Origin of the sequence: Streptosporangium heterodermiicola (assembly GCF_051390675.1) — a bacterium.
GTDB lineage: Bacteria > Actinomycetota > Actinomycetes > Streptosporangiales > Streptosporangiaceae > Streptosporangium.
The window spans coordinates 1-26,434 of record NZ_JBPJSR010000047.1; the positions used below are offsets into that span (position 1 = coordinate 1).

The 26,434-nt window shown below is 66.9% G+C and carries 27 protein-coding genes and 4 tRNA genes; 19 read left to right on the forward strand and 12 right to left on the reverse strand.

The features are described 5' to 3' along the window. Positions 1–244 precede the first annotated feature (244 nt). Together ACSC1Q_RS42035 and ACSC1Q_RS42040 are read left to right on the forward strand one after the other, a co-directional pair. A complete protein-coding gene (locus ACSC1Q_RS42035; RefSeq protein ID WP_436764341.1) occupies positions 245–1,366 on the forward strand; it encodes a DUF4062 domain-containing protein in 1,122 nt (373 codons plus the stop codon). A 328-nt stretch (positions 1,367–1,694) separates the two neighbouring features. Continuing rightward, positions 1,695–5,681 carry a tetratricopeptide repeat protein gene (locus ACSC1Q_RS42040; protein ID WP_436764342.1) on the forward strand — a complete coding sequence of 1,329 codons (3,987 nt, stop codon included), beginning with the start codon at positions 1,695–1,697 and terminating at the stop codon, positions 5,679–5,681. A gap of 334 nt (positions 5,682–6,015) precedes the next feature. Here ACSC1Q_RS42040 and ACSC1Q_RS42045 read toward each other — a convergent pair whose 3' ends face one another. Continuing rightward, the gene (locus ACSC1Q_RS42045; protein ID WP_436764343.1) at positions 6,016–7,035 is read right to left on the reverse strand and encodes a WD40 repeat domain-containing protein; all 1,020 of its coding nucleotides are present in this window, start codon (positions 7,033–7,035) and stop codon (positions 6,016–6,018) included. A gap of 105 nt (positions 7,036–7,140) precedes the next feature. Between ACSC1Q_RS42045 and ACSC1Q_RS42050 the strand changes: the two genes are divergently transcribed. Then, positions 7,141–7,281: a hypothetical protein gene (locus ACSC1Q_RS42050; protein ID WP_436764344.1), complete on the forward strand. Its 141-nt coding sequence runs from the start codon at positions 7,141–7,143 to the stop codon at positions 7,279–7,281. On the opposite strand, the gene ACSC1Q_RS42055 is transcribed toward ACSC1Q_RS42050, so the two are convergent. Together ACSC1Q_RS42055 and ACSC1Q_RS42060 are read right to left on the reverse strand one after the other, a co-directional pair. Next, positions 7,267–7,446 carry a hypothetical protein gene (locus ACSC1Q_RS42055; protein WP_436764345.1) on the reverse strand — a complete coding sequence of 60 codons (180 nt, stop codon included), beginning with the start codon at positions 7,444–7,446 and terminating at the stop codon, positions 7,267–7,269. The two genes, ACSC1Q_RS42050 and ACSC1Q_RS42055, sit on opposite strands and share 15 nt — an antisense overlap. Further along, positions 7,443–7,847, reverse strand: coding sequence for an ATP-binding protein (locus tag ACSC1Q_RS42060; RefSeq protein ID WP_436764346.1), 405 nt, complete (start codon positions 7,845–7,847; stop codon positions 7,443–7,445). Before ACSC1Q_RS42060 ends, ACSC1Q_RS42055 begins: the two co-directional genes overlap by 4 nt. A 156-nt stretch (positions 7,848–8,003) precedes the next feature. Here ACSC1Q_RS42060 and ACSC1Q_RS42065 point away from each other — a divergent pair, with 156 nt between their 5' ends. The 10 genes from ACSC1Q_RS42065 (at position 8,004) to ACSC1Q_RS42110 (ending at position 15,267) form a co-directional block, all read left to right on the forward strand. Beyond that, positions 8,004–8,312, forward strand: coding sequence for a putative quinol monooxygenase (locus ACSC1Q_RS42065; protein ID WP_436764347.1), 309 nt, complete (start codon positions 8,004–8,006; stop codon positions 8,310–8,312). Next, entirely contained in the window at positions 8,309–9,511 is a 1,203-nt protein-coding gene (locus ACSC1Q_RS42070) for a helix-turn-helix domain-containing protein (RefSeq protein ID WP_436764348.1), read from the forward strand. Before ACSC1Q_RS42065 ends, ACSC1Q_RS42070 begins: the two co-directional genes overlap by 4 nt. Positions 9,512–9,837: 326 nt before the next feature. Continuing rightward, entirely contained in the window at positions 9,838–10,176 is a 339-nt protein-coding gene (locus ACSC1Q_RS42075; protein WP_436764349.1) for an SCO3933 family regulatory protein, read from the forward strand. Beyond that, positions 10,169–11,059, forward strand: a complete 891-nt coding sequence (locus tag ACSC1Q_RS42080) for an FtsK/SpoIIIE domain-containing protein (protein ID WP_436764350.1) — start codon at positions 10,169–10,171, stop codon at positions 11,057–11,059. Before ACSC1Q_RS42075 ends, ACSC1Q_RS42080 begins: the two co-directional genes overlap by 8 nt. 3 nt (positions 11,060–11,062) lie before the next feature. Beyond that, the gene (locus ACSC1Q_RS42085; RefSeq protein WP_436764351.1) at positions 11,063–11,551 is read left to right on the forward strand and encodes an ATP-binding protein; all 489 of its coding nucleotides are present in this window, start codon (positions 11,063–11,065) and stop codon (positions 11,549–11,551) included. A 5-nt stretch (positions 11,552–11,556) separates the two neighbouring features. Further along, a complete protein-coding gene (locus tag ACSC1Q_RS42090) occupies positions 11,557–12,192 on the forward strand; it encodes a DUF2637 domain-containing protein (RefSeq protein WP_436764352.1) in 636 nt (211 codons plus the stop codon). Between the two features lie 12 nt (positions 12,193–12,204). Beyond that, entirely contained in the window at positions 12,205–12,336 is a 132-nt protein-coding gene (locus ACSC1Q_RS42095; protein ID WP_436764353.1) for a hypothetical protein, read from the forward strand. A gap of 105 nt (positions 12,337–12,441) precedes the next feature. Then, positions 12,442–13,824, forward strand: coding sequence for a replication initiator (locus tag ACSC1Q_RS42100; protein WP_436764365.1), 1,383 nt, complete (start codon positions 12,442–12,444; stop codon positions 13,822–13,824). Beyond that, positions 13,817–13,996: an excisionase family DNA-binding protein gene (locus ACSC1Q_RS42105; protein WP_030905170.1), complete on the forward strand. Its 180-nt coding sequence runs from the start codon at positions 13,817–13,819 to the stop codon at positions 13,994–13,996. The genes ACSC1Q_RS42100 and ACSC1Q_RS42105 overlap by 8 nt, the downstream gene beginning before the upstream one ends. Further along, on the forward strand, positions 13,996–15,267 hold the full coding sequence (locus ACSC1Q_RS42110) for a tyrosine-type recombinase/integrase (protein ID WP_436764354.1): 1,272 nt from the start codon (positions 13,996–13,998) through the stop codon (positions 15,265–15,267). The genes ACSC1Q_RS42105 and ACSC1Q_RS42110 overlap by 1 nt, the downstream gene beginning before the upstream one ends. 108 nt (positions 15,268–15,375) lie before the next feature. On the opposite strand, the gene ACSC1Q_RS42115 is transcribed toward ACSC1Q_RS42110, so the two are convergent. From ACSC1Q_RS42115 to ACSC1Q_RS42135, 5 genes are all read right to left on the reverse strand, one after another. Next, positions 15,376–16,170: a barstar family protein gene (locus tag ACSC1Q_RS42115; RefSeq protein ID WP_436764355.1), complete on the reverse strand. Its 795-nt coding sequence runs from the start codon at positions 16,168–16,170 to the stop codon at positions 15,376–15,378. Positions 16,171–16,271: 101 nt separating this feature from the next. After that, a tRNA-Phe gene (locus ACSC1Q_RS42120) sits at positions 16,272–16,345 on the reverse strand. 28 nt (positions 16,346–16,373) lie between these two features. After that, a tRNA-Asp gene (locus tag ACSC1Q_RS42125) sits at positions 16,374–16,448 on the reverse strand. Between the two features lie 103 nt (positions 16,449–16,551). Continuing rightward, positions 16,552–16,624, reverse strand: a tRNA-Glu gene (locus tag ACSC1Q_RS42130). A gap of 92 nt (positions 16,625–16,716) precedes the next feature. Next, entirely contained in the window at positions 16,717–18,219 is a 1,503-nt protein-coding gene (locus ACSC1Q_RS42135; protein WP_436764356.1) for a metallophosphoesterase family protein, read from the reverse strand. Positions 18,220–18,253: 34 nt separating this feature from the next. On the opposite strand from ACSC1Q_RS42135, the gene ACSC1Q_RS42140 reads away from it, so the two are divergent. After that, entirely contained in the window at positions 18,254–18,604 is a 351-nt protein-coding gene (locus ACSC1Q_RS42140) for a metallopeptidase family protein (protein ID WP_350972320.1), read from the forward strand. Between the two features lie 179 nt (positions 18,605–18,783). Next, positions 18,784–20,079 (forward strand): MFS transporter, encoded by a 1,296-nt coding sequence (locus ACSC1Q_RS42145; protein WP_436764357.1) that lies wholly within the window; start codon positions 18,784–18,786, stop codon positions 20,077–20,079. A gap of 1 nt (position 20,080) precedes the next feature. On the opposite strand, the gene ACSC1Q_RS42150 is transcribed toward ACSC1Q_RS42145, so the two are convergent. Further along, positions 20,081–20,545 (reverse strand): PspC domain-containing protein, encoded by a 465-nt coding sequence (locus ACSC1Q_RS42150; protein ID WP_436764358.1) that lies wholly within the window; start codon positions 20,543–20,545, stop codon positions 20,081–20,083. A 153-nt stretch (positions 20,546–20,698) separates the two neighbouring features. Here ACSC1Q_RS42150 and ACSC1Q_RS42155 point away from each other — a divergent pair, with 153 nt between their 5' ends. Next, entirely contained in the window at positions 20,699–21,856 is a 1,158-nt protein-coding gene (locus tag ACSC1Q_RS42155; RefSeq protein WP_436764359.1) for an acyl-CoA dehydrogenase family protein, read from the forward strand. A 28-nt stretch (positions 21,857–21,884) separates the two neighbouring features. Here ACSC1Q_RS42155 and ACSC1Q_RS42160 read toward each other — a convergent pair whose 3' ends face one another. Next, positions 21,885–22,436: a 3'-5' exonuclease gene (locus ACSC1Q_RS42160; RefSeq protein WP_436764360.1), complete on the reverse strand. Its 552-nt coding sequence runs from the start codon at positions 22,434–22,436 to the stop codon at positions 21,885–21,887. A 188-nt stretch (positions 22,437–22,624) separates the two neighbouring features. Here ACSC1Q_RS42160 and ACSC1Q_RS42165 point away from each other — a divergent pair. Both ACSC1Q_RS42165 and ACSC1Q_RS42170 read left to right on the forward strand, forming a co-directional pair. After that, positions 22,625–22,697: transfer RNA gene (locus tag ACSC1Q_RS42165), tRNA-Lys, on the forward strand. 497 nt (positions 22,698–23,194) lie between these two features. Then, entirely contained in the window at positions 23,195–23,650 is a 456-nt protein-coding gene (locus tag ACSC1Q_RS42170; RefSeq protein ID WP_436764361.1) for a BP74-related protein, read from the forward strand. Positions 23,651–24,391: 741 nt separating this feature from the next. On the opposite strand, the gene ACSC1Q_RS42175 is transcribed toward ACSC1Q_RS42170, so the two are convergent. Next, positions 24,392–24,832, reverse strand: a complete 441-nt coding sequence (locus ACSC1Q_RS42175; protein WP_436764362.1) for a GNAT family N-acetyltransferase — start codon at positions 24,830–24,832, stop codon at positions 24,392–24,394. A gap of 159 nt (positions 24,833–24,991) precedes the next feature. Here ACSC1Q_RS42175 and ACSC1Q_RS42180 point away from each other — a divergent pair, with 159 nt between their 5' ends. Next, on the forward strand, positions 24,992–25,576 hold the full coding sequence (locus ACSC1Q_RS42180) for a hypothetical protein (RefSeq protein ID WP_436764363.1): 585 nt from the start codon (positions 24,992–24,994) through the stop codon (positions 25,574–25,576). A gap of 170 nt (positions 25,577–25,746) precedes the next feature. Here the strand turns inward: ACSC1Q_RS42180 and ACSC1Q_RS42185 are convergent. Continuing rightward, a partial coding sequence (locus ACSC1Q_RS42185) for an acyl-CoA carboxylase biotin carboxyl carrier protein subunit (protein WP_436764364.1) occupies positions 25,747–26,434 on the reverse strand: 688 nt, incomplete at its 5' end.

The following is a 26,434-nucleotide window of genomic DNA, read 5'->3' on the forward strand; positions in this document are numbered from 1 at the left end:
AGCGAGAAGCGCTGCTGAACGATCAGAGCACTCAAGGCGGCCGTGATGATAATCAGAAGGTTGCTAAGCGTCGAGCGCTGAGTCTCACACTGGCGCAACTGCTCCCGATGCTCCTTCCAGTAGGCGCGTATCGCTTCGTCCGAGATCTCGGCCATTAACTCCGCCTCACCTGCATTCGGATACTATGTGCTGCACGGACCGCCCTGGTTCCCAAGTGAACCTCGACCAGTGAAGACACCATATCGTGAGAGTCTTCATCAGCAGCGTACGGAAGGGCTTGGAGGAAGAGCGCGACTCCCTCCCTGGCTTGATCACCGCGCTGGGCCATACGCCAGTGCGCTTCGAAGACTTCTCAGCCCAGGCCACCCCGAGCAGGGAAGCATGCCTGGCCGCCCTGGAGTCCGCGGATGTCTGTCTGCTCCTTTTAGGTCCCAACTATGGCCACGTTTTCCCCGAAACTGGACAGTCGGCCACACATGACGAATGGGTGCACGCGCAACGCCTGGGGAAGCCACGACTGGTCTACCGCAAGAGCGGGGTGATATTCGAGCCCGACCAGCACAAGTTTACGCGCACCGTGGAAGCGTACGCGACGGGCGTGTTTCGGGACTCCTTCTCCAACAGCGTGGAACTTCAGACCAAGGTCGTCCAAGGCTTGCGCGAGCTGGATTCGAAACCATCTCCCCTAGAATTCAGAAGGTTGACTCAGCAGCCTCCCCTAATCTGGATTACAAATGGCAAAAAAGTAAATTCGTCCGTTAGCAGCCAAGACTCTCTGCTCGAAGTACACGTCCTACCAATGGATCACCCTGGATATTCGGTTCGCGAAATGAATCAATTCGTTGATTCGTTGGTGAGTCGGGTTCGCAGGACCGAATACATCGAGAGTGACCAGGCACTCAACCTTTTCAAATCTCAGGATCACGCTGCCGTCAATATCGAGCACGATCGGCGTCGCGCATGGGACAAACCCCAGAACGGGGAGATCAGGGAAGTTCGGCTGTATAAAACGGGGCAGATCTCCACCCGAGCAACGCTCCCCAGGGACCAGATGGGCTCAATTCTGGATTCCGAGGTGCTACCCAAGCAGTTCGCTGAGATGCTGCGCTTGACAGGAGCGCTGGGCATCATCCAACAGGGACATGTCGTCGTGGCAGCCGGCGTGCCGTCGAACGAACTAATCAGCGTCGATACCTTTGACCCGCATCGCTCGCGGTCCCGCGCCCAACCGTTGGGCTTTGGCCGTTCAGTTGGCTTTTACCGCACTGAACCGGACGAGTCTGTCAGCTCGGAAGCTTTAGAGAGTGGAGCCTACGAAGTAGGCGGCAACCTTTCCCGGGCACTATTTAATCAAATACCGGCGTAAATATTTGTAGTCCTCCAATCCAGCAGACCGCTCCGTATGGAGAACCTCATTATCTGGACCTCCTCAAGCACCAGACCACCCACAGTAGAATCGCCATCCTCAATTTTCGACACTGCATTAGCACGCCGAAAATTTGCTTGCTCGGTGGCAAGCCGACCCGGACCGCAGGGGCCTCTGGGCCCCGAGGACCGGAAGCGGCGCGGCAGTCGATCGCCCCGGCCATGCGGAGTGAGAAGCGAAGTGGGCGATCGTCACGATCTGCGCTGTCTGGTTTGCGGTTGGGTAACGGCCTTCTCAGTAGCCGGTGGTGTGGTTTACAGATGACGGTATGGCGGGATGGTGGCGGGCTTTTCTGATCGTCTTGATGGCTGTGGCAGGGGCGGCGATGGCCGCGCTGTCGGATGGCAAGGCGTGGGTGACGGTGCTGGGGGCGGTGTTCGGCGGGGTAGGCGGGGCATTCGCGCCAACCCTGCTTGAGCGCTCTCGGGCGCGTGAAGACGCGCGGGCGGCGGTGGAGAAGGTAGCGGAGCTGATGCCGCAGGTAAGTGGGGCGGCGGCGTTGCTGCATCCAGCGCGAGGGGTGGTGCCATTTACCGGGAGGGAACGGGAGCTGGCCGAATTGCTGGCCTGGTGTGAGGATGCCGACGCGGGGCGGCTGCGGCTAGTAACCGGGCCAGGCGGGGTGGGCAAGTCGCGGCTGGCGGTGGAGCTGGCGCGCCGGCTCGGGGTTGAGTGGGGAGTGGTGGAGGTCGCCGACGACACCGAGGCCGAGGCATTGCAACGGTGGCGGGAGGCTTCGGCCGACCGGGTGCTGCTGATTGTGGACTACGCAGAAACGCGGACCGGACTAGCTGGGATGTTGCGAGAGGTGGCCGGAGACGAAGGGCGACAGGTGCAGGTGCTGTTGCTCGCGCGCTCGGCAGGGGAGTGGTGGCAACAGTTAGGAGCCGAATCGGTGCGGGTTCGGCAGATGGTTGCCGCGGCCGGAGCCGAAAAGATGGAGTTGGCTGAGCAGGTCCAGGCGGACATCTCGGATCGGGAACTGGTAGCGGCGGCGGTGCCACATTTCGCCGCCGCACTGGGAGTCGCGGCGCCGGAGCACTTTGAGTTGGTACTGGGCGAGGAAAGACAGCGGATTTTGGACCTGCACGCGGCGGCGCTGGTGATGGTACTGCGCTCGGCCCGGTCGCAAATGTCGCCGGGTGGGGCGGTGCGAGTGGAGGAGGTTCTGGAGGAAGTTCTCGGTCATGAGCGGCGGTTCTGGGTGCAGAGCGCGCGGGCGCAGGGGTTGATGCAGGGGCCATTCGGGCTGAGCGAGCAGGCGGTACGACAGAGCGTGGCAGCGGCCACCCTGCTGGGTGCCGCGAATCGGGAGCAGGCGGCCGAGGTGGCCGGTCGAGTGCCGGACGGGGTGGCCTCGGTGCGGGTGGCCGATTGGCTGCGGGAGTTGTATCCACCCGATGATGATCGGGAGTGGCTGGGGCGATTGCGGCCAGACCGGTTGGCGGAGTTGCACGTCACCCGGGAGCTGAGCAGGTCGACGACGTTGCTGAAGGCATGTCTAGAAGGATTAGACATACAACAGAGGCGACGCGCTCTGATGACGCTGGCACGAGCGGCCCAGGAACTGGACACTGCAGCGGAAATCTTGCAGCAGCTTTTACCAATCGTAGCCGCCGAGGTGGGAACGATCACAGCCTCGCGAGAGACGCTAGTGGCCCTAAACGAAATCCTGCCCTATCCCTCGCTGATCCTGGCGGAGGCCCGTGCGCTGCTGGTCCGACGACTGCTAGACAGCGTTCCAACCGATACCGATGGTGCAGAGCGGGCACGATGGCTATCCATGCTAGGGATCCATTTATCGGAGCTGGGGCGTCCGGTTGAGGCGCTACCGGTGGCACAGGAAGCCGTGACCATTTATCAAGAGTTGGCCGAACTCCACCCGGACCGCTACCACCCCAACCTCGCCATCTCTCTGGCGAGCCTCGGCAATCACTTCGTGAAGGTGGGGCGTCCGGCTGAGGCGCTACCGGTGATGCAAGAGGCTGTAGCCATCTATCGAGAGTTGGCCCAGCTCCACCCGGACCGCCACCGGCCCGACCTCGCCACTTCCCTGGCGAGCCTCGGCCTCGCCTTCGTTGAGCTAGGGCGTCCGGCTGAGGCGCTACCGGTGACACAAGAGGCTGTGGCCATTTATCAAGAGTTGGCCCAGCTCCACCCGGACCGCCACCGTCCTAACCTCGCTGCCTCTCTGACGAACCTCGGTATCACCTTCGCGAAGGTGGAACGTCTGGTTGAGGCGCTACCGGTGGCACAGGAAGCCGTGACCATTTATCAAGAGTTGGCCGAACTCCACCCGGACCGCTACCGGCCCACCCTCGCTGTCTCCCTGATGAACCTTGGTAACCACTTCGCGGAGCTGGGGCGTCCGGCTGAGGCGCTACCGGTGATGCAGGAGACTGTGGCCATCTGTCGGGAGTTGGCCGAACTCTACCCGGACCGCTACCAGCCCGACCTCGCCCTTTTCCTGACGAACCTTGGCAATCGTTTCTCAGAGCTGGAGCGTTCGCCTGAGGCGCTGGCGGTCGAACAGGAGGCTGTGGCCATTCGCCGAGAGTTGGCCCAAATCCTCCCGGACCGCCACCGGCCCAACCTCGCCACTTCCCTGGCGAACCTCGGCCTCACCTTCGCGAGAGTGGGGCGTCCGACTGAGGCGCTACCAGTGATGCAGGAGGCTGTGGCCATCCGCCGGGAGTTGGCCGAACTCCACCCGGACCGCTACCGGCCCAACCTCGCCGCCTCCCTAGCGAACCTCGGCAATAGGTTCTCAGAGCTGGGGCGTCCGGCTGAGGCACTGGCGGCCGAACAGGAGGCTGTGGCCATTCGCCGAGAGTTGGCCGAACTCCACCCGGACCGCCACCGGCCCAACCTCGCCGCATCCCTAGCGAACCTCGGTGCCCACTATGCGGAATTGGGGCGTCCGACTGAGGCGCTACCGGTGATGCAGGAGGCTGTGGCCATCCGCCGGGAGTTGGCCCGAATCCTCCCGGACCGCTACCGGCCCGACCTTGCCGCCTCCCTGGCGAACCTCGGCCTCGCCTTCACAGAACTGGGACGTCCGATTGAGGCACTGGCGACCGAGCAGGAGGCTGTGGCCATCCGCCGGGAGTTGGCCGAACTCCTCCCGGACCGCCACCGGCCCGACCTCGCCGCCTCCCTGGCGAACCTCAGCCTCACCTTCACAGAACTGGGACGTCCGATTGAGGCACTGGCGACCGAGCAGGAGGCTGTGGCCATCCGCCGGGAGTTGGCCCAAATCCTCCCGGACCGCCACCGGCCCGACCTCGCCGCCTCCCTAGCGAACCTCGGCAATAGGTTCTCAGAGCTGGGGCGTCCGGCTGAGGCACTGGCGACCGAGCAGGAGGCTGTGGCCATCTATCGAGAGTTGGCCCAAATCCTCCCGGACCGCCACCGCCCCAACCTCGCCGCCTCCCTGGCGAACCTCGGTGCCCACTACGCGGAGGTAGGGTGTCCGGTTGAGGCGCTACCGGTGATGCAAGAGGCTGTGGCCATTCGCCGGGAGTTGGCCGAACTCCTCCCGGACCGCCACCGGCCCAACCTCGCCGCCTCCCTAGCGAACCTCGGTGTCCACCTCGTGAAGGTGGGGCGTCTGGTTGAGGCGCTACCGGTGATGCAAGAGGCTGTAGCCATCTATCGAGAGTTGGCCCAAATCCTCCCGGACCGCCACCGCCCCAACCTCGCCACTTCCCTGGCGAACCTCGGTGCCCACTACGCGGAGGTAGGGCGTCCGGCTGAGGCACTGGCGGCCGAACAGGAGGCTGTGGCCATTCACCGAGAGTTGGCCGAACTCCACCCGGACCGCCACCGGCCCAACCTCGCCACTTCCCTGGCGAACCTCGGCCTCACCTTCGCAGAACTGGGACGTCCGATTGAGGCACTGGCGACCGAGCAGGAGGCTGTGGCCATCTGTCGGGAGTTGGGCGAACTCCTTCCCGACCGTCACCTACCCACTCTCGCTACTTCACTGGCGAACCTCGGTGCCCACTACGCGGAGGTAGGGTGTCTGGTTGAGGCGCTACCGGTGATGCAAGAGGCTGTGGCCATTCGCCGGGAGTTGGCCGAGCGCTACCCAGACCGCTACCGGCCCGACCTCGCCACTTCCCTGGCGAACCTCGGCCTCACCTTCGCAGAACTGGGACGTGCTGACGACGCAGCTCGCATGCGAGAGGAAGCGGAATATTTGAGAGAGCTGACGCCGGATCGTAGTCTGCAACGTTCCGAGAACGTGAGTTGACTGCTGTTTCCGGCGGTGTAGGGGCGTGGGCGGCGCTGGCTGCGACCGGCCGAAGAGCCGCAGCGCGGCCAGCGACCGCCCGACGCGCGGCGAGACGCCGAAGGCGGGTCGCCTTTAAAGACGTAGAGAAAGTTCTCATCCAGTGCAGGCGGACTCTGTTGTCCTACTTCGGTTGATGCTTGACAGTGCGGCTTCGGCTGATGCTTTACACCCCTTCGGCTGACCTGCCTTCCTGGTGATCGTTGACGATCGCGTGGGGAGGCCTGGGTTGGCGCTGGTGGAGTTGAGCGTCATGGAGCAGCGGTACCGATTACCTTGAGCTGGCGATCACGTCTTATCGTTGCCGCGGTATCGCAGGCAGATCCCACACCCGCATCCTGTAGTCGTCATCGACCGTGACCGCGACCTGCCGACCATCCACCTGAGTGACAGCTATTGTCTTTACGGAATCGGTGTGGCCGGTCGCCGGCTTGCCCAGCAGTCGAAGCGTGGTCAAATCCCACACCCGTACCGTGCCCTTCAGGTCGCCGGTGACGGCGATCGGCCGACCGTCCACCTGAACGACCGCCACCGCAGGGACAACACCGACATGGCCGCTCAGTTGTCCCAACAGGTGATGGGTGGTCAGGTCCCACACCCGCACGCTGTCGTCTGAACCTCCGGTGACAATGACCCGTCGGCCGCCCACCTGGCCGAGCGCTATTGCTTCCAGGGAGTTGGTGTGGCCGATCATCGGCTTGCCGACCAGCCGACGCGTGGCCAGGTCCCACACCCGCACCGTTTCGTTCCGGCCCCCGGTGATGACAACCGGCCTCCCCTTCACCTGGGTGATCGCCACCGCACTGACACTCTCAACGGTGTCACCGGTTATCGGCTCACCCACCGGTCGACGCGTGGCCAGGTCCCACACCCGCACCGCGCCATCCGCGCCGCCGGTGACGACCACCGTCCGTCCCTTCAACTGACCGACCGCCGCCATGTTGCCGGTGTGGCCGTTCATCGGCTCACCCATCTGTTGATGCGTGGCCAGGTCCCACACCCGCATCGTGCCGTCCACGCTGAGCGTGATGGCGATCGATCGGCCGTCCACCTGAGCGACCGTCACCGACGAGACCATGATGGTGTGGCCGGTCATCGGCTTGCCCACCAATTGACGCGTGGCCAGGTCCCACACCCGCACTATGCCGTCCAGGTCACCGGTGACGACAACCGGCCGTCCATCTACCTGACCGACCGCCGCCGATACGACGGGGTCGCGATCCCACGTCAGTGCTGGCTCTTCCGCCGTCGGACTCTTAGCGACCGGCTGGAAGATCACGGCGATTGTGATGACAGCCGCACAGGCGATGATCACTGTTATCCATATGGCACCAAGACGTCGACGGGGATGCATCGGCGAAGACGGCGAGGAAGACATGGACGGAGGAGGCGGTTGATCAGGAGGAGTCACCACTGCTACATGATCGCCGATAAAGGACAGAATCAGCTGGCTATCGGCTTATTAGTCGATAGCCCGAGCCGCAAAGGCCGCAAGCCGCCTGTGATCGTGTGGGTGGTGCTGGTTATCGCCGCGGTTGAGGTCTGGTCAGGGACGGCGTGACTGGAAGCGCTCGACGCGGGCCGCGAGTTCCTCGGCGGTGTCGGCGGTGAGCATGGTCGTACGGCCTTGAAGGGCGAACCACCGGTACACGAACGGGTTGTAGAGGAACGCCCAGGCGGGGAAGCGCTCGCGGAGAGCGCGTAGCGCTGGGGGTGTGCTGCTCATGGAGCAGGCGGGGGTAGCTCGACCCAGACCGTTCGGCCGGCGGCGTCGCCCTTGACTCCCCATGCGCTGGTGAGAGCGGTCACGAGGTAGAGCCCTCGTCCGCCTTCGCGGTTGGGGGTGGGGAGGCCGAACGCGGCGGGGCCGCCCTGGTCTGCGATCTCTATGTGGGCGGTGCCGTCGGGGTGACGCTTGACGGTCGCGGTGAAGAGGCCGCTCGGTTGTCCCGTGCGCGTGTGCTCGACGGCGTTGGTCGCCAGCTCGCTGACGATGAGTTCCGCGTCCGGATAGTCGGGGAGGCGAGTTTTCACGAAGCGGCGGGCCGCTCGCACCTGTTCCTTCTCTCCCGGGAAGGTTCGGTGCCATCTTCCAGCGCCTTCACAGCTGTCTGAGGGTGCGGTCATCGTCGGCTCACCTCGCGATCAAGCAGGTCAGGGGCAACTCACCATGTGACTGATACTTAAAGTACGAGTACAGTACTTATAGTGCAAGCCACTTGGGGTACTTGCACCGCACAATAAGTACTGATCTCGTAGAGGCTCCGACGAAGGAGGACACCCATGTTCGGTCTGATGGTCCGATTCACCTGTAAGGACGAGGCAACCGCCGAGGCGTTCGATCAGCTGGTCGGCGAGACCATCGAGAAGATCCGCGACGGTGAGCCGGGAACGCTGGTGTACGCATCGCACCGGGTCGACGGCCAGCCGCTCCAGCGGATCTTCTACGAGCTCTACCGGGACCGCGCGGCCTTCGACACCCACGAGGAGCAGGAGCACACCAAGCGGTTCCTGGCCGCTCGGGAAGCACTGCTGACCTCGACCGAGGTCGACTGGCTGACCCTCCAGACCGGTAAGGGAACGGCGGGGTGAGCACCGAGTATCAGAGAGCCCTGGGACGGCGCATCGCCCAGGAACGCAAGCGGCGCGGCCTGTCACAGCCGGAGCTGGCGCGACTGGTCGATCGGTCGGTGGCGTGGATCTCGCAGGTGGAGCGCGGGGTGCGCAAGGTCGATCGCATGTCGGTCCTGGAGAAGGTCGCCGAGGCGCTCGACATCCCGCTGTCGGAGTTGGCCGCGGAGGCACCGGTGGTTGCCGCCTCCGCCGAGGAGATCCCGGGGACGGCCGGTCTGCGCCTGGTGCTGTCGGGGGCTCACTCCCTGCGGGCCATGCTGCACTCGGCACCCGTCCCGGCCACGTCGGACATCAAGCCGCGGGTCGATCGAGCCTGGGAATTGACGCACGAGAGCCGATATGTGGAGCTGGCCGACCTGCTGCGGGGTCTGATACCCGCACTTGAGACCGCTGCTCGATCGGCTCCCGAGGAGCGGCGGGCGGAGCTGTTCGAATTGCTCGCGGTGACCTACCAGGCGTGCTCGGCCGCGCTCGCCAAGCTCGGTGAGCCCGAGGCCGCGTGGATCGCCGCCGATCGGGCGATCGTCGCCGCGGAGCGGGCGGGTAACCCGCTGATGATGGCGGCCGGCGCTTTCCGGCTCGGCTTCGTCTTCCTGGGCGCGCGTCACTTCGACCAGGTGGAGGAAACGGCTCGCACGGCTGCCGAGGCTCTGTGGTTCATGGTCGACGAGGGCAAGCCCGAGGCGATGTCGCTGTGGGGTGGACTTACCTTGCAGCGGGCCGTGGCCGCTTCCCGGCTGAACGAGGCGGACACCGCGTACCAGCACCTGGCGCGGGCTCGTGAGGTCGCGGCGCGGCTGGAAGAGGGGCGCAACGACTACAACACCGAGTTCGGTCCGGCCAACGTCGCGCTTCACGAGGTGGCGGTGGCGGTCGAGCTGGGAGACGCCGGTCATGCGCTCCGGGTCGGGACGGCGGTCGACACCTCGCCGCTTTCGAGTGAGCGGCGCGCTCGGCTCCAGATAGACCTTGCCCGCGCGCATGCCCAGCGTCGTCAGGTCGCAGAGGCCGTGTCCGCACTGCTGGAAGCCGAGGCCATCACACCGGAGCAGATAAGGAACCACCGAATCACCTACCAGCTTGTGTCCGATTTGCTGACCATGCAGGACCCGCCCTCGCCTGAGCTGAGGGAACTCGCCGACCGAGTCGGAGTGTAGAAAAAGTACGTGCACTAATACTAAAAGTACTAGCAGGTACTCGCGGTGCGAGGTAGCGTTTGTGTTGACGCTGAAACTCTCCTGGAAGGGAGGTGACAGCCCAACGCAAACGCTCTTCTGCGTTTCAGGGGCAAATACCGAAAGACCGCTCTTGAAGAGCGGAGACAGGCCACACATGAAAGTGGCCTGAGCGGGAGACCCGCCCAGGCCGGATGCGGTCAGCACCCTAGTTGGCGCTTCGATGTTATCGCGTTCGGTTCTGACGGCGTGCGATCTCCCTCGTCCCCCATGCCCTGCTCAGCAGGCAGACGAGAGGTGTTTTCAGCATGCGCAACATCCCCATCCCGATCGACGTCTCCCGGCTCCAGTTCATCTGCGTGAAGGCTCCGTGCCCGCGCATCGTGAACAAGGAGACCGGCGAGTTGAAGACCGACAAGGCAAGCGGCCAGACCGTCTACGAGGTGCTGTTCTCCGTCGAGGACGCCTTCGGCAAGATCGAGCTGGTCAAGATCGGTGTCGTCGGGGAGCCCTCTGTCTTCCCCGGCAACGAGGTCAAGCCTGTCGGCCTGGTCGGCTACGCGTGGGAACTGTCGGGACGCTGGGGCATCGCCTACCGCGCCTCGGCACTCCTGGCCGCAACCACCGCGGAGGCACGCGGTGTCTGACGGTCTTCTCCTCACGCTCGGAGTCCTGGCCACCTCGGTGGCCGGGCTCTGGGCCTGGCGCCGCTGGCACTACCGGTCCTTCTGGCTGTGCCTCGGCTACCCGCTGACCGCCGTCACGGTCCGCTTCACCTGGCGCAAGGTCGCCATAGGCTGCGGCCTCACCAAGAAGCGGCAGCGCTTCTGGTTCAGCGCCGTCCCCGGCCTGATCTCCTCGACCGGCCTCGTCCGCGTCAGGCGACGCCTGCAGCGGGTCGCGGTCGACACCAAACCGTGGATGTGGCTGCCCATGCCGACCCGTCACGGCTGGCGCGTCACGATCCGCCTCCTGGAGGGGCAGATCCCCGAGGACTACGCCGAAGTTGCCGACCGGCTTGCGCACTCCTGGCGCGTGCACGCCGTACGCGTCTCGTCGACGAAACGGGGCCGCGTCACCCTCGCCGCGACCACCCGAGACCCGCTGGTCCGGATCAGTCAGGTTCCCGTCTCGACCGAACTCCTCAAGGTCACCGTCGGCCGGTTGGAGACCGGCTCCCCCTGGGTCATCGACTTCCGGACGGTCCCGCACTGGCTCAACGCCAGCGCCACCCAATCCGGGAAGTCGAACCTGGCCAACGCCCTGATCATCGGACTCTCCCCGCAACCGGTCGCGCTCGTCGGCTTCGACCTCAAGGGCGGGGTCGAGTTCACCCCCTACGAACGTCGCCTATCGGCCCTGGCCACCTCCCGCACCGAATGCGTAGGGCTGCTGGATGACCTCGTCGCGCTGATGGCCGACCGGATGGCCGCGTGCCGTACGGCCGGAGCGCGCAACATCTGGCAGCTCTCCAGCGACCGGCGGCCGGTTCCCGTCGTGGTCCTGGTCGACGAGCTGGCCGAGTTGTAGCTGATGGCCGACAAGTCCGAGAAAGACGAGATCGCCAAGACCTCAACGGCACTGCTGCGGGTCGCCCAGCTCGGGCGGGCGTTCGGGATCTATCTCTTCTGCTGCGGCCAGCGCATCGGCTCCGACCTCGGCCCCGGCGTCACTGCGCTGCGCGCTCAGTGCTCGGGACGGATCTGCCACCGCGTCAACGATCCCGAAACCGCGACCATGACCCTCGGCGACCTCGACCCCGCGGCGCTCGTCTCCGCTCGGGCCATCGCCTCCGAGACACCTGGTGTCGCGATCGTGGCCGGACAGGACGGCCAGTGGTACCGGGCGCGCTCCTTCTATGTCTCCGAGCGGGCCGCCGAAGACGCCACTCACACCTACGCCGGTCTCACTCCGTCCTGGGCGGAGATCACGGCCGGTACCCACTGCGCCGAGGTCACCGATGCCGACCTCGCCGAGTTCCTCACCCCCGACCCCGTACTCCCGGAACTCCGAAAGAGCTGACCACCATGCGACGCCTCGCCTCCTGGCTGCTGGACTCCGGTCCCGTCATCGTCCTGGCGCTCATCGCCGGTGCCGGCTCTTTCTCCCACGTACGCAAGACAGCGGTGGATCACGGGCAGACGGGCTGGATGGCCTGGGCGGTGGCCGTGTGCGTCGATCTGACCTGCGTCATGGCCGCCCGCGAGCGCCAACGCGACAAGGAGACCGGCCGCAAGCGAACCGGCCCGCTCACCTGGCCGACCTTCGTCCTCGTCGCCGGAATCGTCCTGTCCCTGGCCGCCAACCTCCATCAAGCCGAACCCTCTGTATGGGGCTGGCTGACCGCTGGAACTCCCGCCGCGGCGTTCCTGATCGCCGTCTCGATACTGGAACGCCGGTCGACCGGTCCCCGTCCCGAACCATCCCCGGCCATGGCCGTACCCGAGTCGGTCACCTCGGTTCCGGTTCTCCTCCCCGTCCCCGATGACGACCAGGGCGACGGCACCGAACCGTCTCCCGCGCTCCTCGACTACGCCCGCCGCGTGGCTGACGAGCACCACGCCAAGCACGGCAAGCCCATCACCCTCGACCTGCTGCGCGCTCGCCTGGGCGTGTCCGGCCAACTCGCCTCCGACCTGCTGCGCCACCTGCGCACAGCGTGAAGGGAGTTCTCCATGCCCGCCGAGACCGAGCTGCTCCCGGTGGTCCGCTACCGCTGCTGCACCTGCAACGGGACCGGCGTCACCGGTGACGGCGAGACCTGCCCCGACTGCGACGGCGTCGGGATCGACAACCACGGCGCATAGCCGTGAGCGCCCCCCGCGTGGCCACACAACCGCCAAGTTCCGCGCCACGCCGGGGGCCATCCCTCACAGATCACTCTGCACAGGACGGAACCCATCTTGCCCACCCTGCCCGATCCACACGCGGTAGCCGGAATGATCTCCCGGCTCCGCGATCCCCACTACGAACGCTGGGCCTCCCAGATTCGCCGGACCGGCGGCTGCCGACAGCCGATCCACCTGCGCGGAAAGGTCGAACACTGGGACCGCGCGACCGGCACACTCCTGCACCGCTACAGCACCCATCTGGAGCCTGACGGCGTACTGCGGGTGGCCTGCAAGACCCGGCGCGCGACCCGCTGCCCGTCCTGCGCCGAGACCTACCGGGGCGACACCTACCAGCTGGTGCGCGCGGGCCTGGTCGGCGGCAAGGGCGTCCCGGCTTCGGTGAGCGCGCACCCTTGCCTGTTCGTTACGCTCACCGCGCCGTCCTTCGGACCGGTGCACGTACGACGGGAGAAGAACGGCAAGGTCCTGCCGTGTCACGCCCGTCGCGACGCCGAGACGTGCCCGCACGGGCGAGTCATGTCCTGCACCGCCCGGCACAGGGCCGACGAACCGTGTCTCGGTGAGCCGCTGTGCCCGGAGTGCTATGACTACGCGGGCTCGGTGCTGTTCAACGCGATGTCCCCGGAGCTGTGGCGGCGCTTCACCGAGGCCCTGCGCCGGCGCATCGCCAAGAACGCCGGACTGACGCAGCAGGAGCTACGGGAACAGGCAGTCATCTCCTTCGCCAAGGTGGCCGAGTACCAGCGGCGCGGGGTCGTCCACTTCCACGCCGTGATCCGCCTCGACGGCTCGGAAGGACCGGTCACGGCTCCCCCTGCCTGGGCGACAGCCGACCTGATGACGGACGCCGTACAGCATGCCGCCTCGGCGGTCGCGGTGACCGTTCCGAAGGTTCCCGGTGAGCCCACGCGGGTCTTTCGGTGGGGTGCTCAGCTCGACGTCCGGCAGATCACCATGAACGGCGACCTCTCCGAACAGGCCGTCGCCGCCTACATCGCCAAGTACGCCACCAAGGCCGCCGAGTGCGTCGGCACGCTGGACCGGCGCATCAACCTCCTCGACGACCTGACCGCCCTGCCGATCCGCGACCACCCTCGTCGGCTCATCGCCGAGTGCATGCGCCTGGGCGTCCTCGACGAGCTGACCGAGTTCCGGCTCGTGCAATGGGCTCACATGCTCGGCTTCCGCGGCCACTTCTCCACGAAGTCCCGGCGCTACTCCACCACCCTCGGCGATCTGCGCGCCGAACGGGCCGACCACATGCGCGACGAGGCCATCAGCACTGGCCGACTCCCCCTCTTCGAAGAAGACACCGTGCTCGTCACCTCCCACTGGGACTACGCCGGACAGGGCCTGTCGGCTGGTGAACGGCTCCTCGCCGCCGCCTTGAGCGGCACCGATCGGCTTCCCCCCGCATTCCCGCCGGAGGCCGCGCATGGATGACGAGCAACTCCTGACCGTCGACGAGGCCGCCGCTCGCCTCCGGGTGAGCCGGTGGACCCTCTACTGCCTGATCCGCTCGAACGAGATCCGAAGCCTGAAGATCCGCCGTCGCCGTCTCATCCCGGTCGACGCGGTGACCGAGTGCATCCACAACCTGATGGAGGCGGCGTGATGACCAGGACCGCGCTCGGCACGCCCGAGGAAGGACCGAAGCGGCAGAGCAAGCGCCGCATGCGGAAGCGCTCCAACGGTGAGGGGAGCATCTGGCCTCGTAAGGACGGCCGGTACGGCTACGCCGCTTTCGTGCCCACTACGGGCGGAGCCGTCAAGCGGGTGCAGGGCTCGGCCCGGTCCCAGGAAGAGGCGCGGAAGAAGCTGACCGAGCTTCTCAAGAACTCCGACGAGGGCATCCCCGTCTCCTCCGAGAACTGGACGGTCGGCGACTACCTGAATTACTGGCTCAAGTACATCGTCCGTGAGGAACGGCGTCCCAAGACCTACCAGGGCTACGAGGGCGTCGTCCGGCTGCACCTGATCCCCGGCCTGGGCAAGCGGCGACTGAGCAAGCTCAACGCCCAAGAGGTCCGGCTGTTCATCACACGGACCCGCACCGAGTGCCAGTGCTGCAAGCACGGCTGGGACGCCTCCCGGGAGACTCCCGTCTGCTGCGCGCTCAAGGACGGCGAGTGCTGCGAGTCACGGCTGTCGACTCGCATGGTCCAGTCCGTGCACGCCGTACTCCGCAACGCCCTGGAGTCCGCGGTACGAGAGGAGATCATCCCGCGCAACGCGGCGAAGCTCGTCAAGGTCCCGGTGCCCAAGTACAAGGTCAACCGCGGCCTGACCGTTCCTCAGTCCCGCCTGGTCCTCAAGGCCGCTCACGAGCACCGGCTGTCCGCTCTCTACGTCCTGGCGCTCTGCCTCGGGCTGCGGCGCGGGGAGCTCCTCGGGCTGCGCTGGGTAGACGTTGACCTCGACGGCGCGAAACTCGAAGTGATCCAGACCCTTCAGCGTGTCGAGGGCCGTCTCCAGTTCGTCCGGCCCAAGACCAACGACTCCGAGCGAACCGTTCCGCTCCCCTCCATCTGCGTGGAAGCACTCCGGGCGCATCGCAAGCAGCAGTTCGCCGAACGCTCCGAACGCTGGGACGACTGGGAGGAACACGGCCTGGTCTTCCCGTCCCGGCGTGGAACGCCCATGGAGCCGGACAACCTCCGGCGAAGCTGGGGAGCCATCCGCAAGGCCGCCGGCCTCGGGGACATGCGCTTTCACGATCTCCGCCACACCTGCGTGACCCTGCTGCTCAACCTCGGCGTGCCGCCCCAGGTAGTCCGCGACATCGTCGGCCACAGCGACATCGAAGTGACCATGACCATCTACGCCCACGTCACCCTCGACGACAAGCGCAACGCCCTCGGCAAGCTCGGAGACGCCCTAGGTTGAATCAACCGACCGTTGATGCCCCGTCCTCAGATCAGGACGGGGCATCACGCCATTAGACGGCAATCCCGGATCGGCCCGCAGGGTGGTGAACATCCGGGCGACAGAGGATCACCACAGCACGACATCCACCTCGTGCTCCTCGAAGACGGTGCGGATGACATCGAAGTAGGTCGAGTTGGCACCCACTCCCTCGAACGGGAAGGCGAGAGATTCCCGAGCAATATGCGAACGGTGCCAGATCAGCGTGAAAGGCGCCTCCGCCCCGAAATGCCCACGCAGACAGTCGTCCAGCGCGTCGAGATTCCAACCGAAGTAACCCCCCGGCCCGTTGACCGCTTCCCCGATCGCCAGGTAGAAGCTCACTTTGTCGATGACGTGTGTTCCGTCGAGATCATAAGTGCGTCCCGATGGGCGATTAGAGTGACCTGTCCGCCAGCGGCTGTTGTGGAAGACGATGGTCAGCCACTCTTCTCTGTCCGCCCCCGTGTAGCCGGCCCATTGATTGATCCGGTCGGGCCTGGCCGTACACCAGCGCTCCCAGACATGCCGCGTACGGGAGGAGGGAACGTAATCCCCGCAGTGGGCGACCAGGTCCACCCGTTCACGACCGAGCGGTGAGGGCCACCAGTCGATGATCTCGCCCATCCAGAACTCCGCGAGCGGATTCCCTGCCGTATCGAGCATCCGGAGCGCACCCGGCCCCAGCGGATTCCTCCGGCGGTGGCGCTTGGACCCGTTGAGGTAGTCGCGCAGTCGCTGGGAGGGAAGGCATCCCAGGATGTCGACGGTCCCACGTTCGTCGTCCTCCGGTACCTCGACGAAGACGCGTTCGGCATCAAGACAGGAGCCACAGATTTGCCCATCCGCGTCAGTCAGCAGGAATTTCGGCTGGACATCATCCACGTGTCTCACGCTCACCGGTAATCGGATGACGTTGCTGTCACCGGACATCAAAAAGCCCCGGGCCGTAATCGACTCGGGGCGTTTGTGCTGCTCAGTTGCTGTGGTCAGGGGCGGGGTCGAACCGCCGACCTTCCGCTTTTCAGGCGGACGCTCGTACCGACTGAGCTACCTGACCTCGGTGGTGGATCGAACACCTACCAGAGCGGTCCTGACGGGACTTGAACCCGCGACCTCCACCTTGACAGGGTGGCGAGCACTCCAAACTGCTCTACAGGACCTTGCTTCCGGGGCTTTTGTCCCGGTCTTTCTTGCCTTGCTTAGCCTACCAGTTTTTCGGAGGTCTTCGACCTGCCGTTTCCCTGGCGAGCCTTGGCCCGACCGTGCCCCCAACGGGATTCGAACCCGTGTCGCCGCCTTGAAAGGGCGGTGTCCTAGGCCACTAGACGATGGGGGCTCAAGACTCTCGTCTCGTTCCGTCGCCGTCTTCCGCTGGAGACCTCTGAAGCATAGGGGACTTTTGCCCCCGATGCCAAAGCGGTTTGCGGCCTACGGCGTCGATGTGGCGGTGACCGACCCCGTTGGAGACGGGGCGATCGTCGGCACAGGAGAAATTGTACGGCCAGGGTCGGTCTCAACGTGACGCTGGATCTGAACAGATTGCTCGCCGAGCCCTCCCAGGGTGATGTCGTCCCAGGCCCGCAGGCGGTGCGTGTGGGCGTCGAAGTACAGAACGGAGGCCTCGACGGGGGTGGGCTCGTCGTGTTCCAGGGCGCGGAGACCGGCTCCACCGGTGGATCCCTGGACCAGGACGCGGGTGCCGGAGGGCAGCAGTTCGGTGGACCGCTGGTGGGAGTGGCCGGTGAGGACCATGGGGACCGCGCCGGAGAAGCCCTTGGCGATCGTCGGGTCGTGGACGGCGACCAGGTCGACCTGCTTGGGCAGCCTCGCCAGCTCGGCGGCGCGCGAGCGGCCGAGGGCCGCGAGCGATTCGAGGTTGGAGTCGACGGAGACGGACTTGTCGGGGGTGAACCGGGGGTCGCCCATGCCGTAGATCCGCAGCCCCGCCACGGTCTTGGCCTCGCCGTCGAGGACGACCGCGCCCTTCTGCCTGGCCACGGCCCGCTGGGTGGTCATGGAGTCGTGGTTGCCCCTGACGAAGACGTACGGGACGCCGAAGGTGCCGATCTCCTCGGTGAACCTGTCCTCGGGCCCGGTGCCGTGGTCGGTCAGGTCGCCGGTGTCGATGATCGCGTCGATCTTGAACTGGGCGGTGACCGAGCGGATGAGGTTCCAGGCGATGGGGCTGAGGTGGATGTCGGAGACGTGCAGCACCCGGATGGAGGTGGGGTCGGCGTCGTAGACCGGCAGGGCGGAGACGACGTCGTAGAGCTGGGAGACGTTGTTGACGAGCTTGGCGAGCTGGACCCGGTAGGACTCGAACCTGGTCACGATCGACTCGGCGTCGCCGACGAGGGACGGCGCCCCGGCCAGCAGGCCGGTGTACTTGGGTTCCACCACGGAGTCGGGCCGGAAGGTCAGGGCGATCGCGGCACCCGTACCGGCGATCGCGACCGTGACGCCCAGCAGGCCCGCCAGGGCCGGTCCCGGCCGGCGGAAGACGATCAGGGACGTGACCAGGGCGCCCGTCAGGCCGCAGAGCGCGGCGCGCAGGATCAGCGTCCTGACCCCGGCGCCCAGTTCCTCCTCCAGGAGCGCGGGGAGCCGGTCGGCGGAGAACCTCGGGTCGTCCAGGAACCCGCGGGCCCGGTCGGGGTTGATGTTCTCCAGGGTCACCCGGAGGCTGACCGGGGCGTCGTGGGTGTCGAACAGAAGCGTGCCGAAAGGGTGAGCGTCGACGACGGTCTCCCCGGCCCACGAGGGCTCGGCCGACATGCCGAGTTCCACCGGGCCGACGTTGGACCGTACGGCACCGCCCAGCATGATGCCGAGCCACGCGCCGGCCAGGGCGACGGCGGCGACGGTCAGGCCGCGGGCGATTCGCCCGGTGGCGACACGACGGGCTCCATGGGTCCAATCAGCGAATTTCATGCGCCTCCACCTCTACCCGGGATCACGGGGCAGAATGACTGGTGTGATCGAGATCTCGCGGGAGAAGTTCGAGGAGCTCGTGGCCGAGGCTCTGGACACCATTCCCCCCGAGCTGACGAAAGTCATGGACAACGTGGTGCTCGTCGTCGTCGACGATCCCCCCGAACCGGATCTCCTGGGCCTCTACACGGGTATTCCGCTCACAGAGCGGGGCGAGTGGTACGCAGGAGTGCTACCCGACCGGATCGAGATCTACCGCAACCCCATCTGCTCTATCTGCGAGACCGAGGACCAGGTCATCGAAGAGGTGCAGATAACCGTTGTTCATGAGATCGCTCACCATTTCGGCATCGATGATGACCGGCTGCACGAGCTGGGCTGGTAGGTAACCCCTAACCAAGCCCGCACTGCACGTCAAAGACCTCCTTTCCGGAATGTCGCCGCTTATCATTACAGTTTGCATGCGCTTGATTGCTTTCGGTTGCGCGGCGGCCTTGCAGCAGGCACCGTAGGTTACACAGTGAACACCCACAGTCAGTGTGCCTGCGAGCTCAGCGGAGTCCTATGGCGGCGACCAAGTCCGGCCGACTACCCGGGCGGCACCGCCGTCCGGCGGAACGCCAAGCGACCTACGGCGAGGTCATCGCCATCAGGGAGTTCCGCGCGCTCTGGCTCGGCCAGGGGCTTTCCCTCCTCGGCGACCAGCTCTCCCGGGTGGCGCTGTCCGTCCTGGTCTTCGAGCGGACGGACTCGCCCCTGGCGACGGCGTCGGTCTATGCCCTGACCTACCTGCCGCCGATCATCGGCGGACCGCTTCTCGCCGGGCTCGCCGACCGCCACGCCCGCCGGCGCATCATGATCGCCTGCGACCTGCTCCGGGCCCTGCTGGTCGCGATCATGGCGGTTCCCGGCGTCTCGTTCGCCGCGTTGTGCGTGCTGGTCTTCTGCGTCGTGCTGCTCAGCGCGCCGTTCTCCGCGGCGCGGGCGGCCCTGCTGCCGGAGTTGCTGGAGGGCGACCGCTACGTGGCGGGTTCCGCCCTGCAGAACATGACCAACCAGGGCGCGCAGATGCTCGGCTTCGCCGTCGGCGGCGTCCTGATCATGGGAATGGGCCCGTACCGCGCGCTCGCGCTGGACGCGGCGACCTTCCTGGCCTCCGCGCTCATCATCGTCTCGGGGGTACGGCGGCGTCCCGCCCCCATCCCCGCCGACGAGAACCGGCCCTCGATGTGGACGATGACCCGCGCCGGCGCCAGGCTGGTCTTCGGCGACCCCCGGCTGCGTACGCTGGTGCTCTTCGCCTGGCTGTGTGGCTTCTACGTGCTGCCCGAGGGGATCGCGAGCCCTTACGCCGGCGAGCTGACCGGGAATCCCCGGGAGCTCTCGCTCGTCACCGGCCTGCTGATGGGCGCGATGCCCACCGGTACGGTCGTCGGCGCGTTCCTGTACAGCCGCTACGTCAGCCCATCGAACCGGCTGCGGTCGATGGGCTGGATGGCGATGCTGACCTGCGCGCCGCTGATCCTGTGCGCCGCGCAGCCACCGCTTCCTGTGGTGCTGCTGCTGTGGTTCGTGTCCGGCCTGGGCGGGGCCTACCAGCTCGCGGCCAACGCCGCCTTCGTGCAGTGCGTCCCCGCCGAGCAGCGGGGACAGGCCTTCGGCCTGGTCCAGTCGGGCCTGCTGGCCTCCCAGGGCGTCGGCATCCTGATCGGCGGGGCCGCGGCCGACCGGCTCGGCCCCGAGACGGTGGTCGCACTGGCCGGCGCGACCGGTCTTGCCCTGGCGGTCGCGCTGGCCGTGCTCTGGAGGGGTTCCCGCAGGGAGATCATCGAGAGGGTTCGCGCGGAGGCGACCTCCTGAGTCACACCTGGGGACGGGTGTCGTCGTCCTGCCTCGGCGCCGTGCCGTACGGGGCGTGGGGGGCGACGGGCGGGGCGGGCGGGAAGGGGGCCTCGTGGGTGGTGGCAGGATACTCCGGGGCCGGCTGGTGCGGCGCGCGGTGCTGGCTGGCGGCCTTGTTGGCGGCCTTGGCCCAGCCCTGCTCGGCCTTGGTCTTCGCGTCCACCCAGATCGGGTTGTCCTTGTTCTTGTCGATCACGTCCTGCAGGACCGACCTGTCCTTGTTCTCGTCGGGCAGGAGGACCCAGCCGATCGCGTAGACGGCCACCCCGAGGCCACCGAAGAAGGTGGCGATGGCGAGGGCCGCCCGGATGATGTTGGGGTCCACCCCGACGTAGCGCCCGAGGCCGGAGGCCACACCCGCGATGATGCGGCCGTCCCTGGTCCGCTGGAGTTTCTTGACGCCTGCGAAGTCGTTTTCGTTCATGTCCTCAGACTGCCCGAGGGGGGACGTTCCTCACATCGGGATTCCCCCTGGCACGACCCTGACATACACCCCGCCCCTGGCCGAACGTGACCCTGACCTCCATCCCACCCGCACCGGTAATACCCTGACAGGGCCGAAGAGAGAGGGAATCTCATGGACGATCTCCTGCGCATCGACGACACGCTCTCCGAGGAGCAGCGCCTCATCCGCGACACCGTAAGGGACCTCGTCACGGACCGGATCCTCCCCCACGTCGGCGACTGGTTCGAGGAGGCCGCCTTCCCGGCCCGCGAGCTCGCCCCGGCGCTCGGCGCGCTCGGCGTGCTGGGCATGCACCTGGAGGGGTACGGCTGCGCGGGCCTCGACGCCGTCTCGTACGGCGTGGCGTGCCGCGAGCTGGAGGCGGGAGACTCCGGGCTGCGGTCGTTCGTGTCCGTGCAGGGCTCGCTCGCGATGTTCCCGATCTGGAAGTACGGCTCCGAGGAGCAGAAGGAGGAGTGGCTCCCCCGGATGGCCGCGGGCGAGGCGATCGGCTGCTTCGGCCTGACCGAGCCCGACCAGGGCTCCGACCCCGCGGGCATGCGCACCCACGCCAAGCAGGACCCCTCGGGCGACTGGGTCCTCAACGGCTCCAAGATGTGGATCACCAACGGCTCCATCGCCGACGTCGCCGTGGTCTGGGCGCAGACCGAGGACGGCGTCCGCGGCTTCGTGGTGCCCACGGACACCCCGGGCTTCACCGCCCCGGAGATCCACAGGAAGATGTCCCTGCGGGCCTCGGTGACCTCCTCCCTGTACTTCGACGACGTCCGGCTGCCCGCGTCCGCCGCGCTGCCCGAGGTGCGCGGCCTGAAGGGTCCGCTGTCGTGCCTGTCGGAGGCCCGTTTCGGCATCGTGTGGGGGGTGGTGGGCGCCGCCCGCGCCTGCCTGGAGTCGGCCGTCGAATACTCCACCTCCCGCGTCCAGTTCGGCAGGCCCATCGGCGGCTTCCAGCTGACCCAGGAGAAACTCGCCTGGATGTACGTCGGCCTGGGGCAGTCGCAGCTCACCGCCCTCCACCTGGGCCGCCTCAAGGACGCGGGAGCCCTCACCCCGCGCCAGGTCAGCTTCGGCAAGCTCGCCAACGTCCGCGCGGCCCTGGACATCGCCCGTCAGGCCCGCTCCATCCTGGGCGGCAACGGCATCACGCTGGAGTATCCGGTGATCCGGCACATGAACAACCTGGAGAGCGTCCTGACGTACGAGGGGACCGAGGAGATCCACACGCTCGTGCTCGGCGAGGCCCTGACCGGCATCCCCGCCTACCGCTGACCCTCTCCTCGCTGGTTCTTTTCTAGGCTCATCGGCGGCGGGGGAGCCGCTGGGGCAGCCCGGAGGGGCGCCACTCGGGGGTCTGCGCCGCCCTGCCGAGCTCCTCCTCCCAGGAGACGCCCGTACGGAGGTAGAAGCGGAGCAGCTCGGCGCTGGCGCGGGCGTCGGCCAGCGCGGCGTGCGCGCCGAAGAGCGGGATGCCGGCGCGCTCGCAGCACGCGGCGAGCGTCCACCTGCCCTCGGGGATGAAGGCGGGTGCGAGCCGCTGCGTGCACAGGGTCTCGGTCACCCACTCGCTGCCGGGGAGACTCCGCAGGAAGCGCAGGTCGAAGGAGGCGTTGTGGGCCACCAGGACCCGGCCGGCGACCCGCTGCCAGATGTCGTCCAGTAGCTCCTCGATCACCGGGGCGCCCTGGACCATCGCGCTGGTGATGCCGTGGACATGGACGGCCCCGGTGCCGCGCCGGGGGTCGACCAGCGAGTGCCACTCGTCGACCGTCTCGCCCCGGGCGTCCAGCGAGACGAGCGCGATCTCGCAGATCCGGTCGCCTCTCGACGGCGAGAAACCTGTGGTCTCCACATCGACCACGACATACCCTGGGCGCGTGGAGACAGGGAAGGTGAGGGCGGGCTCAAGCCCCGAGCTCGTCATGCCTGCCACTCTAGGAGCCGCTCCCGCCCCCCACCGGCCGTTCCGCAAACAGATGACCATGAATGGGCCTGGCGACGGACGTTAGTGGACACTATCCTCGGTACGCTGTCACCTGCGGGGCGTTAGCTCAATGGTTAGAGCTGCGGACTTTTAATCCGTAGGTTCTGGGTTCGAGTCCCAGGCGCCCTACCCCAACGACCTGGGCAGACTCCCCTTTTGTCATGATCGGGAAGTCTGCCCGGTTGCATTTCCAGCTGCGGTTATGACCGGCCCGTTGCCGTCAGCCGTCCCACGGTGTCCGTCCCATCCGGCCCGCCGCCTCGATCGCGAGCGTCTTCGTGAGGTGGGAGTGTCCGAGGACCGCCTGGATCACCCGGATGTCCACCCTTGTTCGAGCAGGGGCGTCGCGACGGTGTGACGCGCGTCGTGGACGCGGGCGTCCTTGCCGATCACGGCGAATCGCAGGCGCCGCTTCCAGTCGCCCCGGTCACCCTGGCGTCGATCGGGCTCCGTCCGGGGTGCACCGTACGAGGCCCCGTCTCGCCGTCCGTTCCCGCCGTTTCCCGCCACGCCTGGCAACGCATCACAGGGGGCGGAACACTGGACACTTTGCGTAATTGCATGATTACAATGCGTGACGAATGGCTGTGGACAATCGACCCAGCCCACACGCACCGGAGACGCCCATGCGACGTATCACCCCCAAAGTCGCCACCCTCGCAGCGGTCGCGATGCTCGCCCTCACCACCCCCGCCGAGGCCCGGCAGACCGATACGGCCCACCGCGCCACCAACGCCCCGGACGCCTACTTCGAGTTCACCGACGTCACCCGATCCACCGCCGTCCTCAAACTCACCGACCCCGCCAAGATCCAGCACGCCCGGGACCTGCTGAACGGCACCACCACCGAAAAGCCCCACGTCATCGGCAGGATCCTCAAGCAGCCCGCCCCCTACAACCCCAGGTGGAGCTTCCACTACAACCCCGACACGATCGACTTCTTCGACTACGCCATCGAGGTGTGCGACGCCACCCTCCCCTACGTCGAGGAACACCTGGACGAGGCGGGTGGCCCGTTCCTGCCCGGCCTGGTCTGGTGCCCCTGGTCCTCGAAGCTGGTCCGCGAGGTCCCCGCACCGTGAGCCCCGCGCCCACGGTCCGGCGTGAGCCGTCGGCGGCTTCCACGCGGTGGCCTGACGCTGTGGCTTGACGCGGTGGCCTGACGCGATGCCGAATCGTTCTTCGCCGCATTGGGACCGCGCCGCCACCTGACCGAGAGTGACTCTCCGCCGTACCGACGAAGGGCACGGTTCCTGAAGATCGGTGGTTGTCTGACGCCGTTCGATCCTCGGAGGAACCGTGCCCTTTTCACATCACCGCTGATCACCGTGTCCGATGAAGGCCAGATCGCGGACATATCTCACGAACGGCGGAATCGAAGATCAGCGAGGTCTCGCGTCAAGGGAACGCGGAATGTTCGGCGCACAGCCGCGCCCTAGATTCTCTCGCACTCATTGCCGATCACCGCGAACGACCCGTCCGCGCCGGGGCTCATGCGGCCGACCGTGTCACAGGTAACCGTGTCACAGGTATAGGTGCTCCCGTGGCCGGAGAAGGAGAAACGAGTCAGAGCCGATTCTTCGATCCCGTGGGTTCCGGGTTCGAGCCCGGGCGCCCTGCCACTCCCGATCGGGAACCTGGATTCCGACCTGAGCCCTCGCTGTTGCCGATCTTTCCCGGCGCGTGCGACCGTCTGCCGGTGGTCCCGGAACATACGCGGAGCCCACACGACGGAGGCGGCGGGGGATCCGGGGTCCTTGGCGTCCTGCCGTCAGGGATCTTCGTCCCCGTGCCCGGAGTGACGAGGCGCGGGCACCGCGGTATCAGGAAAGCCGCAGGTCGATCCAAGGGATGGTGTCTCCCGGCAGCAGGTAGCGCTCGGTCTCGACGAACCCGTGCTTGCGCGCGAACCGCAGGCCGTCCTCGTTGGAGGACAGGACGACGGTCTCGATCACCTCGGCACCGAGCTCCCGTGCCCGTCGCAGCCCGCGTACGTAGAGTTCCTCGCCGAACCCCCGTCCACGATGAGCGGCGAGCACGCGGGCGATCACCGTGGCCGTCGACGTGTCGTCCGTCGGGGGGCGCACGGTGCTGCAGCCCACGAGAACGTCACCGAGATACGCGACCTCCAGATGATGCCGCTGGGCGCGCTCACGTACCTCGTCCGGAGACAAGCCGTGGGTAGGGATGATCACATTGTGGACGTACCGCCAGTCTTCGAGCTCGGTGTCGTCGTCCGGCTGTTTGACACGAAGGTCGGACATCGCAAAAGGAAACCGGAGCACACCGCGAAGCGTCAATTCGTTTTGCCACGACAACGAGCCGTCGCCCCGGACGGGGCACACGACCTCGCGTCATCGGGGAGCATCCCGCCGATGAAGCGGCCCCGGCGAGATCCGCTCCATCGGGCTAGGGTCCTTCGCATGGACGACACCCCCTCGGTCGTGGATGTCCGGCACCAGGCGCCTCGCAGGGGGTGGTTGCGGTTGGTGCTCGTCGCCGGTCCCGTCGCCGTCAGTGCTGTCCTGACGCTCCTCGCCTCGGCCTATCCCGGTGGCGACCGGCTCCTGACGCTTCTCGCCGTCCCCGCGTGGTTCTTGTCCGGCCTCATCTGGATCTCGCTTCTCATCACACGGGGCAGCGGCTACCGGCGTAGCCCGTGGATCGTCGTGACGCCGCTCGTCGCGGTGCTCACACTCGCCCTGGCGGACTCCGGGCTTCCGATGCGGGTGGCGTTCCTGAGCTCCGAACCCGCCTTCACTCGCTACGCGCAATCGCTCCCGGAGCAGGAGCGGCCGACGTCCGAGGCCGAACGTGTCGGCCTGTTCACCGTCGACACCGCGCGGAAGTGGAACGGAATCACCCACCTCGACGTGGCCGGTACCGGAGGCGTGCTTGAGGAATGCGGATTCGCTCACGCTCCCGAGGGTCGGGTACGGGAACTCGGTGTGTCGGCGATCGACCACGTGACCGGCGACTGGTACGCGACGTGCACCGACTACGACTGATGCGGTGGATGGCGCCCGTACATGGCTGGAGGCGATGACGGCGGTCTCCTCTGCTGGGAGGACCGTCTCGGCGTCCTGCGTCGCGAGCGCCCCCTCGGCCTTGGCTCTCTGTTCCGCGGGCAGGTCCTCGGCGCCCTGTTCCGCGGATGGGCCCCGACCCCGGTGCCGGGTCACAGGTCGGCGATCTCGCAGATGACGGCGCCGGAGGCGATGGTCTGGCCCGCGGTGACGCCGAGGTTGGTGATCATGCCTGGTTTGTGGGCGGTGATGGCCTGCTCCATCTTCATGGCCTCGATGACCACCACGAGGTCGCCGGTGTCGACCAGGTCACCGTCGATCCTGGCGACCATCGCGACGGTGGCCTGCATGGAGCTGACCAGCGCGTCTCCTCCCACCGGCGCCTGCCTGGCCATGCCGCCACCGCCGCGCCGCGGCGTCCTGGGGGCCGGAGCCGGTACGGCGGGGCCGAAGCTCGCGGGCAGCACCACCTCCAGCCGCCTGCCGCCGACCTCGATGAGCACCTTCTCGCGAGGTTCCGGCACTTCGGCGTCGCCGGTTCCGGGGTGGGGCGGGATGGTGTTGTCGAACTCGGTCTCGATCCACCGGGTGTGGACGGTGAAGGGTTCGGAGGTGAACGCGGGATCGGACACCACGGCCCGGTGGAAGGGCAGCACGGTCGGCATGCCGTCGATCTCCAGCTCCGCCAGCGCCCGCCGCGACCTTTCCAGGGCCTGCGCCCGGGTCGCCCCGGTCACGATGAGCTTGGCCACGAGCGAGTCGAAGGTCTGCGGCACCGTCTTACCGGCCTCGTAACCCGCGTCGAGGCGGACTCCGGGGCCCGACGGGGTGCGCATGGCG

Bases quoted from the DNA above. Each gene is read 5' to 3' on its own strand.
- ACSC1Q_RS42040 (WP_436764342.1), top strand. From the start codon at position 1,695: ATGGCGGGATGGTGGCGGGCTTTTCTGATCGTCTTGATGGCTGTGGCA.
- ACSC1Q_RS42050 (WP_436764344.1), top strand. From the start codon at position 7,141: ATGATCGCCGATAAAGGACAGAATCAGCTGGCTATCGGCTTATTAGTC.
- ACSC1Q_RS42055 (WP_436764345.1), bottom strand. From the start codon at position 7,446: ATGAGCAGCACACCCCCAGCGCTACGCGCTCTCCGCGAGCGCTTCCCC.
- ACSC1Q_RS42060 (WP_436764346.1), bottom strand. From the start codon at position 7,847: ATGACCGCACCCTCAGACAGCTGTGAAGGCGCTGGAAGATGGCACCGA.
- ACSC1Q_RS42065 (WP_436764347.1), top strand. From the start codon at position 8,004: ATGTTCGGTCTGATGGTCCGATTCACCTGTAAGGACGAGGCAACCGCC.
- ACSC1Q_RS42075 (WP_436764349.1), top strand. From the start codon at position 9,838: ATGCGCAACATCCCCATCCCGATCGACGTCTCCCGGCTCCAGTTCATC.
- ACSC1Q_RS42085 (WP_436764351.1), top strand. From the start codon at position 11,063: ATGGCCGACAAGTCCGAGAAAGACGAGATCGCCAAGACCTCAACGGCA.
- ACSC1Q_RS42090 (WP_436764352.1), top strand. From the start codon at position 11,557: ATGCGACGCCTCGCCTCCTGGCTGCTGGACTCCGGTCCCGTCATCGTC.
- ACSC1Q_RS42095 (WP_436764353.1), top strand. From the start codon at position 12,205: ATGCCCGCCGAGACCGAGCTGCTCCCGGTGGTCCGCTACCGCTGCTGC.
- ACSC1Q_RS42105 (WP_030905170.1), top strand. From the start codon at position 13,817: ATGGATGACGAGCAACTCCTGACCGTCGACGAGGCCGCCGCTCGCCTC.
- ACSC1Q_RS42110 (WP_436764354.1), top strand. From the start codon at position 13,996: ATGACCAGGACCGCGCTCGGCACGCCCGAGGAAGGACCGAAGCGGCAG.
- ACSC1Q_RS42135 (WP_436764356.1), bottom strand. From the start codon at position 18,219: ATGAAATTCGCTGATTGGACCCATGGAGCCCGTCGTGTCGCCACCGGG.
- ACSC1Q_RS42140 (WP_350972320.1), top strand. From the start codon at position 18,254: ATGACTGGTGTGATCGAGATCTCGCGGGAGAAGTTCGAGGAGCTCGTG.
- ACSC1Q_RS42145 (WP_436764357.1), top strand. From the start codon at position 18,784: ATGGCGGCGACCAAGTCCGGCCGACTACCCGGGCGGCACCGCCGTCCG.
- ACSC1Q_RS42150 (WP_436764358.1), bottom strand. From the start codon at position 20,545: ATGAACGAAAACGACTTCGCAGGCGTCAAGAAACTCCAGCGGACCAGG.
- ACSC1Q_RS42155 (WP_436764359.1), top strand. From the start codon at position 20,699: ATGGACGATCTCCTGCGCATCGACGACACGCTCTCCGAGGAGCAGCGC.
- ACSC1Q_RS42170 (WP_436764361.1), top strand. From the start codon at position 23,195: ATGCGACGTATCACCCCCAAAGTCGCCACCCTCGCAGCGGTCGCGATG.
- ACSC1Q_RS42175 (WP_436764362.1), bottom strand. From the start codon at position 24,832: ATGTCCGACCTTCGTGTCAAACAGCCGGACGACGACACCGAGCTCGAA.
- ACSC1Q_RS42180 (WP_436764363.1), top strand. From the start codon at position 24,992: ATGGACGACACCCCCTCGGTCGTGGATGTCCGGCACCAGGCGCCTCGC.